The organism is Stenotrophomonas sp. ASS1, assembly GCF_004346925.1.
Taxonomy (GTDB): Bacteria; Pseudomonadota; Gammaproteobacteria; order Xanthomonadales; family Xanthomonadaceae; genus Stenotrophomonas; species Stenotrophomonas maltophilia_A.
In genome coordinates, this window is the sequence record NZ_CP031167.1 from 929,203 (window position 1) to 946,297 (window position 17,095).

The following is a 17,095-nucleotide window of genomic DNA, read 5'->3' on the forward strand; positions in this document are numbered from 1 at the left end:
AGGTGCGGTCGCGTGAAGATGTGAAGATTTTCAGAAGTTAATGACGCCAGGCCTTGTTCCCGTGTCGGGAGCCGGGGTGGGCCGCATTGTCTTCAAAAAACCTGCCTGCAGTGCCATCCGGTCTTTTCATGGAGATTTACCGATGAACCGCATTTACCGTCTGGTTTTCAATCGCGCCCTCGGCGTAATGCAGGTTGCTTCGGAGGTCACTCAGAATCCCGGCGGAAGCGCGGTCTGCGCAGGGCGGGTGCCGCGATTGCGGGCGCACCAGTTGGTGGTGGCATTGGCTGCCACGCTGGCCAGTGGTTCGGCCTTCGCAGCGTGCACTGGCACCACGACCGTCAACTGCGACAGCTCCACTAACATCAACAACTACGTCAACCCGACCAGCGGCCTGACGTTGAACATCGCCAATGGCGCGGTGTTCAGCGTGCCTCTGCTGTTGGGCGGCAATGCGGTGACGTTGAGCGGCAGCAACACCACGGTCAACAACGCCGGCACGATCGATCCGTTCCTGACCGGTGGTCTCAGCCTGGCCGCGGCCGGCCTGGTGGTCGGCAACAACACCGCCGGTGGCAGCGCGATCACGGTCAACAACCAGACTGGCGGCCAGATCAAGGGCATCTTCAACATCGGCACTTTGCTGGGTTTCGGCGGCCAGGCGGTCACCGCGCAGAATGCCGCAGGTGGGACCACCACGCTGGTCAATGATGGTTCGATTGGAATGTCGCTGCTGGGGATAGGGCAGCTTGCGGATGCGACGTCGGTGGTGACCTATGGCGGAGCACAGGCCAACGTGACCAACCGTGGCAGCATCACCGGTCGTGTCGGCCTGGGTGCTTCGACAGGCAATACGTTCACCAATTCGGGCACGATCTCGGGCAGTGTGCATCTGGGTGATTCCACCGGCGGCAATACTTTCACTGCCGTGGCAGGGTCCACCGTGGTTACCGGTGGCGGTAGCGCACCTGCAGGCCTGCTCGCCGGCGTAACCGGGGTCAAGGTCGCAGCGGCGGGCACGGTTGATGCAGGCATCGGCACCGGTGCCGCCAACAACACCCTGGTGCTGCAGGACAACGCCAGTAACAACGGGCCTGCGTCGAGCATCGGCTGGACCAACTACATCGGCTTCCAGAAGCTCACCGTCAACAGCGGCACCTGGAACCTGCAGGGGCCGTGGTCGGGCACGGGCGCGATCACCCTCGGTGGCGGCGTGGTGAACTTCAACAACAACGCCGCATTCGGTTCCGGCCTGTTTACCGTCACTGGCGGCTCGATCGCGGCCAGTGGTGCAGGCCTGTCGCTGGGCAACAATTTCACCCTCAATGGCGGGTTGAACCTGGGCGGTGCCCAAGGCTTCGGTTTGAGTGGCGTGCTATCCGGTACCGGTGGGCTGACGGTCAACAACACCGGCATCGTCACCCTGGGCGGTGCGAACCTGTTCAGCGGTGGCGTCAACCTCAATGCTGGCGGCCTGGTGCTCGGCAATGCCGGTGCGCTCGGCAGCGGCAGTCTGACCGTCGGTGGCAACGCTTCGCTGGATACCTCGGCCAACTTCAATCTGGGCAACAACCTCGTCATCAACGGTGGCGGCACGCTCAACCTGCTGGGCAGCAACGCGCTGGGCCTGAATGGTTCGATCTCCGGCGCTGGCGACCTGGTCAAGGCGGGTCCGGGTACCCTCACCTTGAATGGTGCCAACCTGCTTACGGGCTCCTTCGCGGTCACCGGTGGTGCGCTGGCATTGGGCGCCGGTGGCAGTCTGTCGCCGACAAGTGCGATCTCGCTGACCGCAGGTACCAACCTCGATCTCTCGGTTGCGGCCAGCCAGACCATCGGCTCACTCGCCGGATCCGGTGCGCTCAACCTTGGCGCGCGCAGCCTCACGTTGGGTGGCTTGAACACCAGCACCAGCTTCTCCGGCGTCATCGGCGGTGTCGGCGGCGCGCTGGTCAAGGTCGGTACGGGTACCCAGACCCTGTCGGGCGCCAATACCTTCACAGGTGGCGTCACGCTCAACGGCGGTGGCCTGCTGCTGGGCAATGCAGGCGCGCTGGGTACTGGAACACTTAGTGTTGGCGGCAACGTGTCTCTCGATGGCACCGGGGCGCTCGCTCTCACCAACGCGGTCCATCTGGGCGCGGGCAGCATCCTCAATCTGTCCGGGAACCAGGCATTGACCTTCAACGGCGTGATCGGTGGCTCCGGCAGCCTGGTCAAGAACGGCGCGGCCACCCTGACCCTCAACAACGCCAACACGTTTGGTGGAGGGCTGTCGCTCACGGCTGGAGGACTGGTGCTCGGCAACGGCGGTGCGCTGGGAACTGGCGCATTGAATGTCGGTGGCGCGGTGACGCTTGATGCCAGCTCGGCACTGACCGTGGGCAACGGCATCAACCTGGGGGTGGGTGGTTCGCTCAACGTGCTGGGCTCCAACGCGCTGACGCTGGGCGGCGTGATCGGTGGTACCGGCAGCCTGGTCAAGAACGGCGCCTCCACGCTCACGCTGGGTGGGGCCAACGCGTTCACCGGCGGTCTGAACGTGAACGCAGGAAAGGTGGCACTGGCCAGTGGCGGCAGTCTGGCGGCCACCGGGGCGGTGAGCCTGGCGGGGGCCGGCGCCGAACTGGACATCTCGCTCGGCGGCAACCAGACCATCGGTGCGCTGTCCGGTGCGGCAGGCAGCATCCTCTCGCTGGGCGGCAGCACGCTCACCTTCGGTGATGCCACCAACCAGGCATTCGGCGGCGTGATCGGCGGTACCGGTGGCCTGGTCAAGCAGGGAACGGGCACGCAGACGCTCAGCGGCGCCAATACCTTCAGTGGTGGCCTGAACCTGGCGGCCGGTGGCCTGTTGCTGGGCAACGGCAGTGCACTCGGTACCGGCGCGTTGACGGTCAGCGGCAATGGCACGCTCGACGCAACCGCAGCACTGAATCTGGGCAATGCCATCAACCTTGGCGCGGTGCTGACGCTGCCGGGTAGCCAGAACCTCACCCTGGGCGGCAACATCACCGGCACCGGCAGCCTGACCAAGAACGGTGCCTCGCTGCTGACCTTGAACGGCACCAATGCATTCAGCGGCGGCCTGAACCTCAATGCCGGCAGCCTGCTGCTGGGCAACAGCGGTGCACTCGGGACGGGCGCATTGAGCGTGGGTGGCAATGCATCGCTCGATGGCAGCACGGCGTTGAACCTGGTCAACAATGTCACTCTGGGCAGTGGGGCCGTGTTGTCGCTGCCGGGTTCGCAGGCGATCACGCTTGGCGGGGTGGTTTCCGGAGCCGGTGGCCTGGTCAAGAACGGCGCCAGCACGCTCACGCTCAACGGCGCCAACAACTTCGCCGGTGGGCTGACGCTCAACGGCGGTGGCCTGATGCTGGGCAACGCTGGCGCGCTGGGAACCGGGCTGCTTGCCGTGGGCGCGAACGCGACCCTGGGCAGTACGGTGGCATTGAACCTGGGCAATGCCATCGATCTCGATGCCGGTGCGCAGCTGAGCCTGACCAGCAATGAGAATGTTGCTCTGGGCGGACTGATCACCGGCACCGGTGGCCTGATCAAGACCGGCACTGGCGTGCTGTCGTTGAACAACAGCAACACCTTCAGTGGTGGTCTGACGCTGAATGCGGGCGGTCTGTCGGTCGGCGCCAACGGTGCGTTGGGTACCGGTGCACTGAACATCGGCGGCAATGTTTCTCTGGATGCGAGCGCCCCGGTTTCGCTGGTCAATGCAGTGAACCTGGGCGCCAATACGCTGACCCTGCCGGGCAGCAGCAATCTCACTCTGAGCGGTGTGGTGAGTGGTGCCGGTGGCCTGATCAAGGACGGCGCCTCGACGCTGACCTTGTCCGGTGCCAATACCTTCCTCGGTGGCGCCACGGTCAACGCAGGTACGCTGGCACTCGGCGCGGGTGGCAGTCTTGCCGCCATCGGTGCGGTGGACCTCGCCGGTGCCGGCGCGACGCTGGACATCTCCGCAGCGGGTGCCGGGCAGACCATTGGCGCGTTGAACGGCGTGGCAGGCAGCCATGTGGCATTGGGCACGCAGACCCTTACTTTCGGTGGCGCCAGCAATGGCAGCTTTGCCGGCGTCATCGATGGCAGCGGTGGGCTGATCAAGGTCGGTGCTGGCGTGCAGACGCTGTCCGGTGCCAATACCTTCAGTGGCGGTGTCGCGCTTGATGCAGGTGGCCTGATCCTCGGGAATTCGGGGGCGCTGGGCACGGGCACGCTGGGCATCGGCGGCAACGTCAGCCTGGACGGAACGACGTCACTGAATCTGGCCAACGCCGTGAACTTCGGTGGGGGTACGCAGCTGACGCTGGGCGGCAGCAGCGATCTCACCCTTGCAGGCGTGGTGGCCGGCAGCGGCAGCCTGATCAAGAACGGTGCAGGCCTGCTGACGCTCAACAACACCAATACCTTCGGTGGCGGCCTGGCCTTGAACGGTGGTGGCCTGGTGGTTGGCGCGAACGGCGCACTCGGTTCCGGCACGCTGGCGGTGAATGCCAGCACCACGCTGGATGCGGGTGCTGCAGCGACGCTCGGCAATGCGGTCACGCTGGGCTCGGGTGTCGCACTGACATTGCCGGGTAGCAATGCGCTGACGCTGTCGGGTGTGATCGATGGCAACGGCAGCCTGATCAAGAACGGTGCCACCACGCTGACGCTGTCCGGTGCCAACACCTATACCGGCGGTACCACCATCAACGCCGGTACGCTGGCACTGGGAACAGGTGGCAGCCTTGCCGCGGCGGGTGATGTCACGCTGGGCGCAGGCGCTGGCTTCGATATCTCCGGTGCCGGCAGCAGCCAGACCATCGGCGCGCTCAACGGTGCGGGCGGAAGCACGCTGGCGCTGGGCGGAAACTCATTGACGTTCGGAACCGCCAGCAACGCTGCGTTCGATGGCGTGATCAGTGGCGGCGGCGGCCTGGTGAAAGTGGGTGCAGGCGTGCAGACATTGTCCGGTGCCAACACGTTTGGCGGCGGCGTGACGCTCAACGCAGGCGGGCTGGTGCTCGGCAATGACGCGGCGCTGGGCTCTGGCGCGCTTACCGTCGGCGGGGTCGCCACGCTGGACACCACCGGCCTGGCAGCACTGACCAACAACATCGCGCTCAACGCAGGCCTGACCGTACTGGGCACCAATGCGCTGACGCTCAACGGGGTGATTTCCGGTACCGGCAGCCTGACCAAGGATGGTGGCGCAACGCTGACCTTGAACGGTATCAACTCCTATACCGGTGGTACCAACATCAACGCCGGCACACTGGCGCTGGGTGCCGGTGCCAGCCTGGCGGCGAGCGGTACCGTGAACCTTGCCACCGGCGCGACGCTGGATCTGTCGGCCGGCAGTGGCACGCAGGTGTTCGGCACCCTGGTCGGCAACGGTACGGTCAACCTGGGCGCCAATTCGATCGAAGTCGGCGGGGCGACCAATGGCACCTTCAGTGGCTCTATCGCAGGTACGGGTGGCCTGACCAAGGTCGGTGCGGGCATCGAGACGTTGACCGGTGCCAACACCTACACCGGCGGCACCTTCATCAATGCCGGCACACTGGCGATCGGTCCGGGCGGCAGCCTGGCGGCCACCGGTGCAGTGACACTTACCGCAGCGGGAACCGGCTTCGACATCTCGACGTCCGGTGCCAGCCAGACCATTGGTTCGTTGGCCGGGGTGACCGGCTCCACGGTCACTCTGGGCGCGCAGTCGCTGATCCTCGGCGGCAACGGCAACAGCGTGTTCGACGGCGCGATTTTCGGCACCGGTGGCCTGGTCAAGAACGGCACCGGCACCCTCACGCTGGGCGGCGCCAACCTGTTCAACGGCGGCCTGGCGCTCAACGGCGGTGGCCTGGTGGTCGGCAACAGCGCCGCGCTCGGCAGCGGTGCGCTGACGGTGGGGGCCAGCGCTACGCTGGATGCTTCGACCGCGGCCAACCTGGCCAACAACATCACGCTGGCATCAGGTGCCAACCTCAACCTGCTCGGCAGCAATGCACTGACCTTGGGCGGCATGGTTTCCGGTACCGGTGGACTGATCAAGAATGGTGCGGCCACCGTGACCCTGACCGGTGCGAATACCTACACCGGAGGCACCACCATCAACAGCGGCACGCTGGCGATCGGCGCCGGCGGCAGCCTGGCCTCGACCGGCGCGGTGAACCTGGCAGGTACCGGTACCCTCGATATCTCTGCGGGCAACCAGAGCATCGGTTCGCTTGCCGGTGTGGCCGGCAGCACCGTGGCGCTGGGGGGCAGTGCGCTGACCCTGGGCGGCACGGTAGACAGCACGTTCAACGGTGCGATCACCGGCAATGGTGGCCTCGTCAAGAGCGGCGCAGGCGTGCAGACCCTCAACGGCGCCAGCACCTTCAGTGGCGGTGTAACGCTCAATGCAGGCGGCCTGGTGGTCGGCAACGATGCTGCGCTGGGCACCGGGGCGGTAACGGTGGGTGGCAACGGTACGCTCGATTCGAACACTGCGGTGACGTTGGCCAACAACTTCGTCCTCAACGCCGGGCTGACCGTACTCGGCAGCAACAACCTCACCCTCAACGGCAGCCTGAGTGGCACCGGCTCGCTGACCAAGGAGGGCGCGGCAACGCTGACCTTGAACGGTGCCAATACCTATACCGGTGGCACCTTCATCAATGCCGGTACGTTGGCATTGGGTGCCGGCGCGAGCTTGAATGCCAGTGGCATCGTCAACCTGGCCAGTGGTGCGACCTTCGATCTGTCGGCGGGCAGCGGCACGCAGCAGTTCGGTACCCTGATCGGCAACGGCACGGTGAACCTGGGCGGCAACACCTTGACCATTGGTGGTCCCGTCAATGGCACGTTCAGTGGTTCGGTGGGGGGCACCGGTGGGCTGATCAAGGAAGGCACCGGCACCCAGACCCTGACCGGTGCCAATACCTTCACTGGTGGCACCACCATCAATGCGGGCACGCTGGCGATTGGCGCCGGAGGAAGTCTGGCAGCGAATGGCGCGGTGACACTGGCCAACGCCGGAACAGCGTTCGATATTTCTGCCGGTGGTGCGCAGAGCATCGGATCACTGGCGGGTGTTACCGGCAGTACGGTTGCGCTCGGCGGCAGCACGCTGACCCTCAATGGCGTAGGAAACACGACCTTCGCTGGTGACATTACCGGTACCGGTGGCCTGGTGAAGAATGGTGCAGGCATCCAGGGCCTGACCGGCAGCAATACCTTCAGCGGTGGCGTGGCACTCAACGCCGGTGGCCTTGCCTTGGGTAACAACAATGCACTGGGAACCGGCACGCTGACCGTGGGCGGCAATGCCAGCCTGGACGGCACCAGCGCGCTGACGCTGGCCAATACCGTGCAGCTGGCCAGTGGCACGCTGACCCTTGCCGGCAGCAACGCGCTGACCTTGAACGGCCCGATCAGCGGCGCTGGCGGCCTGCTCAAGGATGGCGCAGCAACGGTCACCCTGGGCGGTGCCAGCACCTACACCGGTAACACCACCATCAACAGCGGCACGCTGGCGGTGGCGGCCGGTGGCAGCCTGTCGGGTGCGAGCACGGTGAACCTGGCCGGTGCCGGTACGCTGGACATCAGTGCCGGTGGCAACCAGAGCATCGGAGGCCTGGCCGGCGTAACCGGATCCAGCGTGGTGCTGGGCGGTGCGACCCTGACCACCGGCGGCAACAACGGCAGCACCACCTTCGGCGGTGTGCTCAGTGGCACCGGTGGCCTGGTGCAGAGCGGCACCGGCACGCTGACCCTGAGCGGCGACAACGTCTATACCGGTGGCACCACCATCAATGGTGGCAGCACGCTGCAGCTCGGCAACGGTGGCAGCTCCGGTTCGGTGGTGGGCGACATCACCAACAACGGCAGCCTGATCTACAACCTGGGCAGCACCGCAACCGTGGGCGGTGTGGTCAGCGGTAGCGGTGGCCTGACCCAGGCCGGCAGCGGCACGCTGGTGCTGACCGGCAACAACACCTATACCGGCGGTACCACCATCAATGCCGGCGGCACGTTGCAGGTGGGCAACGGTGGTGCGACCGGCGCGATCGTCGGCGACATCACCAACAACGGCGCGCTGGTGTCCAACGTGGCGGGCAACACCACGCTGGGCGGCACCATCAGCGGCAGCGGTGGCCTGACCCAGGCCGGCGCTGGCACACTGGTGCTGACCGGCAACAACACCTACACCGGCGGTACCACCATCAATGCCGGTGGCACGCTGCAGGTCGGCAATGGCGGTGCGACCGGTGCGATCACCGGCAACGTCGCCAACAACGGCAGCCTGGTGTTCGACGTGGCGGGCAACACTACGGTTGGCGGCGCGATCAGTGGCAGCGGTGGCCTGACCCAGGCCGGTGCCGGCGTACTGACCCTGGTCGGCAACAACACCTACACCGGCGGCACCATCATCAATACCGGTGGCACGCTGCAGGTGGGCAATGGTGGAGCGACCGGTTCGATCGCTGGCGACATCACCAACAATGGTTCGCTGATCTCCAACGTCGCGGGCAACACCCTGCTGGGCGGCACCATCAGTGGTACGGGTGGCCTGACCCAGGCGGGCAGTGGCTCGCTGGTGCTGACCGGCACCAACACCTACACCGGCGGTACCACCATCAATGCCGGCGGCACGCTGCAGCTGGGCAATGGTGGTGCGACCGGCTCGATCGTCGGCGACATCACCAACAACGGCACGCTTGTGTCCAACGTCGCGGGCAACACCACGCTGGGCGGCACCATCAGCGGCAGCGGTGGCCTGACCCAGGCCGGCAGCGGCACACTGACCGTGACCGGCAACAACACCTACACCGGCCCGACCACCATCACTGCCGGTGGCACCCTGCAGGTGGGCAATGGCGGCGCGACCGGTGCGATTGGCGGCAGCGTCACCAACAACGGCAGCCTGATCTTCAACGTGGGTGGCAACACCACCGTCGGCGGCGCCATCAGCGGCAGCGGTGGCCTGACCCAGGCCGGCAGCGGCACGCTGATCCTGGGCGGCAACAACACCTATACCGGCGGCACCACCATCAACACCGGCGGCACGCTGCAGGTCGGCAACGGCGGCGCGAGCGGATCGATTGCCGGCAACGTCAGCAACAACGGCAGCCTGGTGTTCAACGTCGGTGGCAACACCACCATCGGTGGCACCATCAGCGGCAGCGGTGGCCTGACCCAGGCCGGTGCTGGCACCATCACCCTGACCGGCAACAACACCTACACCGGCGGCACCACCATCAACGCCGGTGGCACCGTGCAGGTTGGCAATGGCGGCGCCAGTGGCTCGATCACCGGCAACATCACCAACAACGGTGGGCTGATCATCAACACCGGTGGCAGCACCACGCTGGGTGGCACCATCAGCGGAGGTGGCAGCATCGTGCAGGCCGGTCCGGGGGGCCTGAACCTTGGCGGCAACAGTGGTGGTTTCAGCGGTACCGGCCAGGTCACCGGCGGTGGCCTGAATGTCACCGGCAACATCGGCGGCCAGTGGACCATCGGCAGCGGTACCACGCTGTCCGGCACCGGCACCATCGGGGGTACCGGTGGTGGCGTGACGGTATCCAGTGGCGGCGTGCTGTCGCCGGGTAATGGCCCAGGCAATGGCAGCGGTGCGGGCAATGGCACCGGCACGATCACGGTGGGTGGCAACCTGACCTTGTCGCCGGGCAGCACGCTGGGCATCGATCTGGGGGCCACCGGCAGCGACACGGTGCAGGTGGGTGGCAGTGCCAACGTGGGTGGCAGCAGCGTGCAGGTGAATACCATCTCGCCGAGCACCAGCTACCAGCAGGGCCAGCAGTACACCGTGGTCAATGCGGGCGGTGGCGTGAGCGGGCAGTTCGCTTCGGCGAAGACGCCGTCGGCCTTCCTGACCATCACCCCGGTCTACACGGCGAACACGGCCAATCTGCAGATCGATGTGGCGCAGACCGCAGCCTTCACCACGGCGGCGAAGACGCGCAACCAGTACAACACCGCCGCAGCGCTGGACAGCCTGCCGCAGAGTGGTCCGGCGCTGGGCCTGTACAACACGCTGCTGATGTATGACGCGGGTACCGCGCGCGCGGCCTTCGACCAGCTGTCCGGTGAAGTGCATGCGGCCAGCCGTGCGGTGCTGTTGTACGACAATTACCTGGAAGAGGGTATCCGCCAGCGTCTGGGCAGTGAGCTGCCGACCGTGCGCGGTGAGCGTGCCTCGGCCTGGCTGGCCGGCAGCGGCAAGGTGTTCAGGCAGGATGGTGATGGCAACGGCGACGACATCCGCTCCAACCGCAATGCGCTGATGGCCGGCGTGGACTGGCAGCTGGGCGAGCACGTGGTGCTGGGTGCAGCGGCCGGCAACGAACGGCTGGATACGCGCCTGTACGATCGCAGCTCGCGCGCCCGCCTGCGTGGCAACACCTTCGGCCTGTATGCGCAGGGTCAATGGAACAACGGCGTTGCGGTCGGTGGCAGCGTGTCGCGCGGCGACTACCGCACGCGCACCACGCGTGAGGTGCCGCTGCTGGGCCAGACCCTGTACAGCCGCCAGGACTCGGATGTGACCATCGCCCAGGTGGAAGGCAGCTGGACCTGGACCCACGGCAGGACCCAGCTGCAGCCGTATGTGCAGTTCACCAAGCACTGGGTCGACAGTGATCGCGCGGTGGAGCAGGGCGGCACTGCTGCGCTGGCGCTGGAAGGCGGCAAGGACACGCTCAATGTCAGCACCGTGGGCGTGCGGGGCCGCTGGGACGTGGGCAGCGGCGAGCGCTTCCCGGCACAGCTGACGGTCGGCCTCGGCTGGCAGCATGCTTCGGGTGACACCGACGTGGCCAGCCGCAACCGCTTCGCGGTCGGCGGCAATGCGTTCGATGTGTACAGCGCGGTGATGGCACGCAACGCGCTGGTCAGCCAGCTGGGCGTGGCGGTTGGGCTCGGCCGAAACAGCCAGCTGTCGATGTTCGTGCAGGGCCAGCACGGCGACGGTCGCCGCGACGTCGGCGGGCAGATCAACCTGCGAGTGGGCTTCTGAGGGGAGCGGGCCAGCGGTAGAACCACGGCGGGCGTGGATGGGACCGGGGCGGGAGCGCTAGAGCTCCCGCTCCATTTCCACGGCGTCGATCCCGGCACCGTGGCCATCGCGCACCACACGTGTCACCTGGAAGCCGAGACCGGAATAGAAGCCTTGGGTGTGTTGGCTGGTACTGAGCGTGACGCGATTGATCGAGGGATCCACTTCGGCCTGGCGCAGGCGCGCCAGCGCCAGTTCGCGGCCCAGTCCATGCCGGTGCAGCGCGCGCTGCACCATGCCCCAGCAGAAACCGGCACTACCATCGCCGCGTCGCGACAGGCCGCCACAGGCCACGATGCGGTGGTCGCGCTCGATCACCTGGAAGGCGCAGTCCATGGCCTGCTCACGCAGGAAGCGTTCAAAGTCGCTGCGCTCTTCGGGCGCGAAGTAGGTTGGCACGTTGCTGTCGAAAATCGACAGGCAGGCGCTGGCATCTGCGGGTCGGTAGAGGCGGAGGTTCATGGGCCCACGATAGACGATCGTCAGTAGATCCACGCTACACGTGGATTCATGGGCCGGATGCCGTGCGTGTATCCCTCAGGCCGAGATTCCCGCCAGCACCGCATACATCACCACGAAGCTCACCAGGAACAGGTAGACGCCGCCGATGGCAAGGTAGCGCAACACGGTCAGCGCCTTGTTGCCGCCATACACGCGTTGCTGCATCCACAGCAGATAGACCGGGACCGCCAGCCACAGCAGGGCATACAGCCATTGGCTGGCGGCGGCGAAGGCGGGGGATGCGAGCGCGCTGCTGATGCCGGCGATGAGGAAGGTTGCCAGCAGCACCATCATCAGCCAGCAGTGGCTGTACAGCGCCACCACCAGATGTTCCAGATACCCCATCTGCCGTGGCACGTAGACGATGCGCAGTACCAGCGCGAACACCGGCATCAGGAAGAACAGGGCACCGGGCAATGCGGTCAGGATCGCCTGCATGTACAGATCGGTCTTGCCCCCCATGCGCTGGATGTTGGCGTTGCCGTTGTGCAGGCGCTTGTTGAGCCAGTTGTTGGCGAACCGGGGCCAGCCGGCCACCACGATGGGGTTGGTGTCAGCGTCCCACGGTTTGCCGTTGACGGTGTGGTTGAAGAAGGTGCCGGGCTCGGTCGTGGCGACCTCCTTGCTGGTGCCGGTGAGCTCGGCTTTGCGCTGTGCGGCTGCCGCATTCACCGCCGCTCTGGCCATGGCGAAGCCGGCGTTGCCGGTGGCGGGTGAGTTGGCCTGCTGGCGATCGATCGTCGCGAGCTGTTTCGCGCGTGCGGCCTCGACCTGTTCAACGGTGATGGACTTGGCATACAGCGAATCGCCTCCGCCCATGCGGATGTCGTCGACGTGCACGAACAGTTTGCCGATGAAGAACGTAAACAGGGTGAGGATGACGAACAGCCGCAAAGGCTGCACGTATCCGACCCGGCGGCCCTTGAGGTAGTTCTGCGTGATGCGGCCGGGAACCCAGAGATCGCGCAGCGTGCGGAAGATGCGCCCGTCCAGGTGCCAGAAGGATTCGAACACTTCTTCGATGGCATGGCCCACGTGCTTGAGCGGGTTGTGCGCCGATTGCCCGCAGCGATGGCAGTAGTGGCCCTGCAGGGCGGTGTTGCAGTTCTCGCAGTCGGCGTGAGCGCTGTCGGTCGAACTCATGGGCAATGGGCCAGGCGTCGGATGAAGGCGTCTACGATAGCGAATTTTCAGGTTTCGTTCAGCTTTGTTTTGGAGTGCCAACGAGCGTGTGTAAGGCGATCAAAAGCATCCACGCGTGGCGTGGATCTACCGATGGATCTGGAGGAACAAGCCCCTCTGTTGAGGGGCTGCCCCGACAGGGGCGGGGAGAGGCCGGCAAAGGGAGGGGCCCAAAGGTTGCGCAGCAACGTTTGGGGCGAAGCGCGCGCAGCGCACTTCGCGTCCCGCGCCAGATAACTGAAAAAGGCCGCCCCTGGGGGCAGCCTTTTTCAGTTATCTGGCGGAGAGAGGGGGATTGTCGTGTGCATCCATGCACCCGATCCCGATGCGCGTTGCGCCTCGGGACCCGCCTGCGGCGGTCCGGTTCTGCTCCTGCAGAACCGTCGAACCCCGGCGTGGCTTCTCACCACCCATCCCATCCGCCAGACAAACGCAAAAGGGCCACCCTGTGGGCGGCCCTTTTGCGTTTGTCTGGCGGAGAGAGGGGGATTCGAACCCCCGAAGCGCGGTTTAGACGCTTACACACTTTCCAGGCGTGCTCCTTCAACCACTCGGACACCTCTCCGGATCCCTGCCATCGGCAAACGCCTCAGCAGGGGCGCAGATTCTAGCGGGCCGCGCGGCACTTCACAAGCACCCCGGTCAGGAACCTGCGAAGGACGTGCCGGAGGCGAGGGGGCTGGACAGGCATGGCACAATGGAACATCCGATGGAAAACGGTGGCCTGATGTCCTATCTCGTCCTTGCCCGCAAGTGGCGTCCGAAGCGTTTTGCCGAGCTGGTGGGCCAGGAACACGTGGTCCGTGCGCTCAGCAACGCGCTGGACAGCGGCCGGGTCCACCATGCGTTCCTGTTCACCGGTACCCGCGGCGTGGGCAAGACCACCATCGCGCGCATCTTCGCCAAGTCGCTGAACTGCGAGCAGGGCACCAGCGCAGACCCATGCGGCCAGTGCGCGGCCTGCCTGGACATCGACGCTGGCCGCTACATCGACCTGCTGGAAATCGACGCCGCGTCCAACACCGGTGTGGATGACGTGCGCGAGGTGATCGAGAACGCGCAGTACATGCCCTCGCGTGGCAAGTACAAGGTCTACCTGATCGACGAAGTGCACATGCTGTCCAAGGCGGCGTTCAACGCGCTGCTGAAGACGCTGGAAGAGCCGCCGGAGCACGTGAAGTTCCTGCTGGCCACCACCGACCCGCAGAAGCTGCCGGTCACCGTGCTCAGCCGCTGCCTGCAGTTCAACCTCAAGCGCCTGGACGAGGATCAGATCCAGGGCCAGATGACCCGCATCCTGGCGGCTGAGGAAATCGAGGCCGACGGCAGCGCCATCGTGCAGCTGGCCAAGGCCGCCGACGGCAGCCTGCGTGACGGCCTGTCGCTGCTGGACCAGGCGATCGCCTACGCCGGCGGCGCGCTGCGCGAGGACGTGGTGCGCACCATGCTGGGCACGGTCGACCGCACCCAGGTGGCAGCGATGCTCGATGCGCTGGCCGAAGGCGATGGTTCGCGCCTGTTGCAGGTGGTGGCTGCGCTGGCGGAGTTCTCGCCGGACTGGAGCGGCGTACTGGAAGCGCTGGCCGAAGGCCTGCATCGCATCCAGGTGCAGCAGCTGGTACCGGGTGCCGCAGCGGCTGCCGAAGGCCTGGATGCGACGGTGTTCGCCGAACGCCTGCGTCCGGAAGTGGTGCAGCTCTGGTATCAGATGGCCTTGAACGGCCGTCGCGACCTGCCGCTGGCACCTAGCCCGCGCGCGGGCTTTGAAATGGCTGTGCTGCGCATGTTGGCGTTCCGCCCGGCCGCGGCGGTCCCGCCGGTGCCGAAGTCGGTGGATGGTGCAGGCAATGCGCCGGGTGGCAATACTGCCGGTGGTGGCAGCGGTACGGGTACCCACGAAGCGACACCGGCGGCTGCCGCCACTTTGGCAAGCCCGGCCGTAGTAGCGCAGGTGGCCGCTCCGGCGCAGGTCGCGCCGCGCGAACCTGAACCCGAACCTGAGCCGGCCCCACGACCCGAACCGGACCCGACCCCGGAGCCCGAGCCGGTTCCGGTGGAAGAGCCCGTGTCACCGCCGCCGGTGAAGGCCGAAGCAGCGGCACCGGCATCCGTTGAAGCCGAAGCGGGCGACGACCCGCCGCCGTGGGCCACCGACGAAGCCGAGGCGCGTGACGAGGCGCTGGCGGCCGAGATGGCTGGGCCGGACGCTGCCATGGTGGCGCCCTGGCATGAACCGCCAGCTCCCGTCGCGGCTCCCAGCGAGCCTGCGCCGCCCGAGCGCCCGTTCCGCACTGAAGGCATTGCCATCGCGCCGGCCGAGCCGGCCCCGGCACGTGATGCCGTGCCGCAGGAAGGTGTCAGCGATCTGGCCAGCGCCGAGGATTGGCTGGATCTGGTCGCCAACAGTGGCCTGAGCGGCCCGTCGCGGCAGCTGGCCGCCAACGCTGCCTTCATCAGTTGCCAGCACGGGACCTTGAAACTGGGCCTTTCGCCCGGATTTGAATACCTGCGCTCGGAGCGCGCGCTGGCCGCCCTGGGCGAGATGCTGGAGAAGGCCCTCGGCCAGGCGCCGAAGATCGTGGTCGAGACCGTGGAAACCGAACACGTTCCGGCCGAGACCCTGCACCAGCGTGCCGACCGCCAGCGTAGTGAGCGGCAGCAGGTGGCAGAGGCCGTTTTCATGGACGACCCGGAAGTGCAGGTGCTGATCCAACAGCACGGTGCCCGGGTTGTTTCCGATTCCATCCGTTCTTTTGACGAGTAAGACACCATGCGCGGAAACATCGCCCAACTGATGCAGCAGGCCCAGAAGATGCAGGAAAACCTGCAGAAGGCCCAGGAAGAAATCGCCAAGATCGAAGTGACCGGCAGCGCCGGCGGCGGCATGGTCAGCGTGACCCTGACCGGTGCCAAGGAATGCCGCAAGGTGCGCATCGACCCGTCGCTGACCAGCGACCCGGAGATGCTGGAAGACCTGATCGCCGCCGCCTTCAATGATGCGTCGAACAAGATCGATGCCGAGTCGAAGTCGAAGATGGGGTCGGCCACCGCCGGCATGCAGCTGCCGCCGGGCATGAAGCTGCCGTTCTGATTTTCAGCGTGGCACCCGTGTAACCGGGTGCCACGGATCCCGTAGAGTCGAGCTTGCTCGACTGTTCCAACCTTCAGTCGAGCATGGCTCGACTCTACAAACAGCTGTCGAGCGTGCTCGACGCCATGAAAGCATGCCGCCGTGTCCGCACCCCTGCTTGAACAATTGATCGACGCATTGCGGGTGCTGCCTGGCGTCGGCCAGAAGACTGCGCAGCGCATGGCCTATCACCTGCTCGAGCGCGAGCGCGAAGGTGGCCAGCGTCTGGCCGAGACACTGGCATTGGCGGTGGAGCGAATCGGCCACTGCGTGCAGTGCCGCGATTTCAGCGAAACCGAGCTGTGCCCGACCTGTGCCAACGGCAGCCGCGAGCGCAGCCAGCTGTGCGTGGTCGAATCGCCGGCCGACCGCCTGGCCATCGAAAACGCCACCGGTTTCCGCGGTGTCTACTTCGTGCTGCAGGGGCGGCTGTCGCCGCTCGATGGCATCGGCCCGCGCGAGCTGGGCCTGGAGCAGCTGGAGCGGCGGCTGGCCGAAGGCGAGGTGCAGGAGCTGATCATCGCCACCAGCGCCACTGTCGAGGGCGAGGCCACCGCGCATTACCTGGCGCAGCTGGCGCGCGCACGCAAGGTGCAGCCGAGTCGTTTGGCGCAGGGCCTGCCACTTGGCGGTGAACTTGAATACGTCGATCGCGGCACGCTCTCGCACGCGTTCGGAACGCGCAGCGAATTCCGCGATTGAGCAACGGCCGGCATGGCCGGGCGCGGGCGCGGCCGGCCTACAATGCGGATGACATCCCCGCCGAGGCCGACCATGAGCAACGAAACCCTCTTCAGCAAGATCATCCGTCGCGAGATCCCGGCCACCATCGTCTACGAGGATGACGAGGTGCTGGGCTTCAAGGACATCGCACCGCAGGCGCCGGTGCACGTGCTGTTCATTCCGAAGAACGAGATCATTCCGACCCTGGATGACCTGCAGCCGTCGCAGGCGCACCTGATCGGCAAGCTGGCGCTGGCTGCCGCCGAGTACGCGCGCCGCGAGGGCTTTGCTCAGGACGGCTACCGCATCGTGATGAACTGCCGCGAGGACGCCGGGCAGACCGTGTTCCATATCCACATGCACCTGCTGGCCGGTGCGCCGCTGGGGCACTTCGGTACCCCGGGGCGTTGAAGCCCCTATCCACGCCTGGCGTGGATCTACCGTATCCCGACGAGGATGGAAAAAGCCGCCCGAGGGCGGCCTTTTCCGTCATGCCT

The 17,095-nt window shown here is 66.1% G+C and carries 7 protein-coding genes and 1 tRNA gene; 5 read left to right on the plus strand and 3 right to left on the minus strand.

The features are described 5' to 3' along the window. Positions 1-142: 142 nt before the first annotated feature. Positions 143-11,023 (plus strand): autotransporter-associated beta strand repeat-containing protein, encoded by a 10,881-nt coding sequence (locus tag MG068_RS04365; protein ID WP_132809341.1) that lies wholly within the window; start codon positions 143-145, stop codon positions 11,021-11,023. 57 nt (positions 11,024-11,080) lie between these two features. On the opposite strand, the gene MG068_RS04370 is transcribed toward MG068_RS04365, so the two are convergent. The 3 genes from MG068_RS04370 to MG068_RS04380 all read right to left on the minus strand — a co-directional run bounded on the left by MG068_RS04370 (position 11,081) and on the right by MG068_RS04380 (position 13,310). Continuing rightward, a complete protein-coding gene (locus MG068_RS04370; protein ID WP_049462946.1) occupies positions 11,081-11,524 on the minus strand; it encodes a GNAT family N-acetyltransferase in 444 nt (147 codons plus the stop codon). A 75-nt stretch (positions 11,525-11,599) separates the two neighbouring features. Next, a complete protein-coding gene (locus tag MG068_RS04375; protein ID WP_240792115.1) occupies positions 11,600-12,787 on the minus strand; it encodes a DUF3667 domain-containing protein in 1,188 nt (395 codons plus the stop codon). Positions 12,788-13,217: 430 nt separating this feature from the next. Further along, positions 13,218-13,310: transfer RNA gene (locus MG068_RS04380), tRNA-Ser, on the minus strand. A 162-nt stretch (positions 13,311-13,472) separates the two neighbouring features. Between MG068_RS04380 and dnaX the strand changes: the two genes are divergently transcribed. From dnaX to MG068_RS04400, 4 genes are all read left to right on the plus strand, one after another. After that, entirely contained in the window at positions 13,473-15,509 is a 2,037-nt protein-coding gene (gene dnaX, locus MG068_RS04385; RefSeq protein ID WP_165929923.1) for a DNA polymerase III subunit gamma/tau, read from the plus strand. A gap of 6 nt (positions 15,510-15,515) precedes the next feature. After that, on the plus strand, positions 15,516-15,836 hold the full coding sequence (locus MG068_RS04390) for a YbaB/EbfC family nucleoid-associated protein (RefSeq protein ID WP_005408298.1): 321 nt from the start codon (positions 15,516-15,518) through the stop codon (positions 15,834-15,836). 141 nt (positions 15,837-15,977) lie between these two features. Then, a complete protein-coding gene (recR, locus tag MG068_RS04395; RefSeq protein WP_005408299.1) occupies positions 15,978-16,577 on the plus strand; it encodes a recombination mediator RecR in 600 nt (199 codons plus the stop codon). Between the two features lie 72 nt (positions 16,578-16,649). After that, a complete protein-coding gene (locus tag MG068_RS04400; protein ID WP_014646179.1) occupies positions 16,650-17,009 on the plus strand; it encodes a histidine triad nucleotide-binding protein in 360 nt (119 codons plus the stop codon). Positions 17,010-17,095 lie beyond the last annotated feature (86 nt).